Here is a 1,283-nt window from a genome sequence, read left to right as displayed (position 1 = left end):
ACCCCCGCCCGCTTAGCCTTCAAAAACTCCCCAAGCTCACTCACACCCCCAGTCTCCCAGCCCCGCCCAACCGGTTCCTGGGGACACCATCCCCAGGGACGACAATGGCCGACGTGGAAGATGTCGAAATCGTCGTCGCACATCGAGAACGCGCTACCGTACGAGTGGGCGAGGTGTTTCTGAAGGTCGATAGCGATCAGGCTCGCCTCGACGCCGAGACAGATGCGATAGTGTCGGCGCCGATCCCTACACCAAAGATCCTGTGGCGCAAGCCTTCCGTACTCGCCCTCGCAGCCTTGCCTGGAATCCCGCTCGGCCGACTCGGTGAGCCGTCGACCGCGTCACCGGCCGCGTGGGCCGCGGCGGGGGCGGCTCTCCGAACGCTGCATGACGCACCGTTGCCGCCACGGCTCGGTCGCACGCGAGAGCAGCTCGCTGCGGAACTCGAATTCGAATGCGCGTGGCTGCTCACGAATGATGTCCTCCCCACCGACATCATCACGCGCAACCGCCGGATCGCCGAAATCGCGCTACGGCCATGGAATCCGGTATTCACCCATGGAGATCTACAGGTCGCGCACGTATTCGTCGACGGAGACGCGATCACCGGCGTGATCGATTGGTCCGAGGCGGCTCAGGGAGACGCCATGTACGACCTCGCCACATTGACACTCGGGCACCCGGAACGCCTGAAAGACGTGGTAGCAGGCTATGGCGCCGAGGTGGACCTCGACGTGATCCGCGCTTGGTGGTCGTTACGAAGCTTGCGCGGCGTGCGCTGGCTGCTCGACCACGGCTTCGATCCCGCCGCGCCAGGGTGCGAAGTCGACGTACTGAAAGCTCAGGCGAGGACAGGTTAGGTGTCGCGTCGGTGGACGTTGCGGACTACCGCTAGGCCGCCGACTCGGGTTGTGATGCCTGCTGGGGTTCGGCGGGCTGAGGCGAGAACAGTGGATGGGTGGCCGAGGGGGTCGCCTTGGTTTACTTCGATCGAGAGCGTTTTTTCTCCTGATGCGTCGAGTAGGTGGGCGGCTAGGCAGCCGGTGGTGTTGGCGTTGGCGATGTCCTCGGTGACGCCGATGGCGGGGGCGAACATTCGTGCCGCACAAGGGTGGTTGGACGTGGGCGGGGTGTAGGCGAAGCAGCCGAGGAGTCCGTATCGGTGGCACGCTGCTGTCAGGTTGGGGAGGTGTGGGTGGACTCGGAGTAGGGCTGGGCGGTCGCGGACGGGGATCAGGATGCGGGGTGTGCCGGGCGAGGCTATTCGGGGTGTGGCGGTGGGG

Annotated in this window: 2 protein-coding genes; one reads left to right on the top strand and one right to left on the bottom strand. The window is 65.2% G+C overall.

The annotated features are described in order from the left end of the window. Positions 1 to 104 precede the first annotated feature (104 nt). Entirely contained in the window at positions 105 to 860 is a 756-nt protein-coding gene (locus tag ACAM49_RS40205) for a phosphotransferase (protein WP_369640744.1), read from the top strand. On the opposite strand, the gene ACAM49_RS40200 is transcribed toward ACAM49_RS40205, so the two are convergent. Further along, the gene (locus ACAM49_RS40200; protein ID WP_369640745.1) at positions 857 to 1,264 is read right to left on the bottom strand and encodes a PhzF family phenazine biosynthesis protein; all 408 of its coding nucleotides are present in this window, start codon (positions 1,262 to 1,264) and stop codon (positions 857 to 859) included. The two genes, ACAM49_RS40205 and ACAM49_RS40200, sit on opposite strands and share 4 nt — an antisense overlap. Positions 1,265 to 1,283: the final 19 nt, after the last annotated feature.

It is taken from the genome of Nocardia sp. JMUB6875, from assembly GCF_041154655.1.
Classification (GTDB): Bacteria; Actinomycetota; Actinomycetes; order Mycobacteriales; family Mycobacteriaceae; genus Nocardia.
Note: the sequence above shows the minus strand (reverse complement) of the source record. Positions and strands in the feature narration are given on the sequence as shown.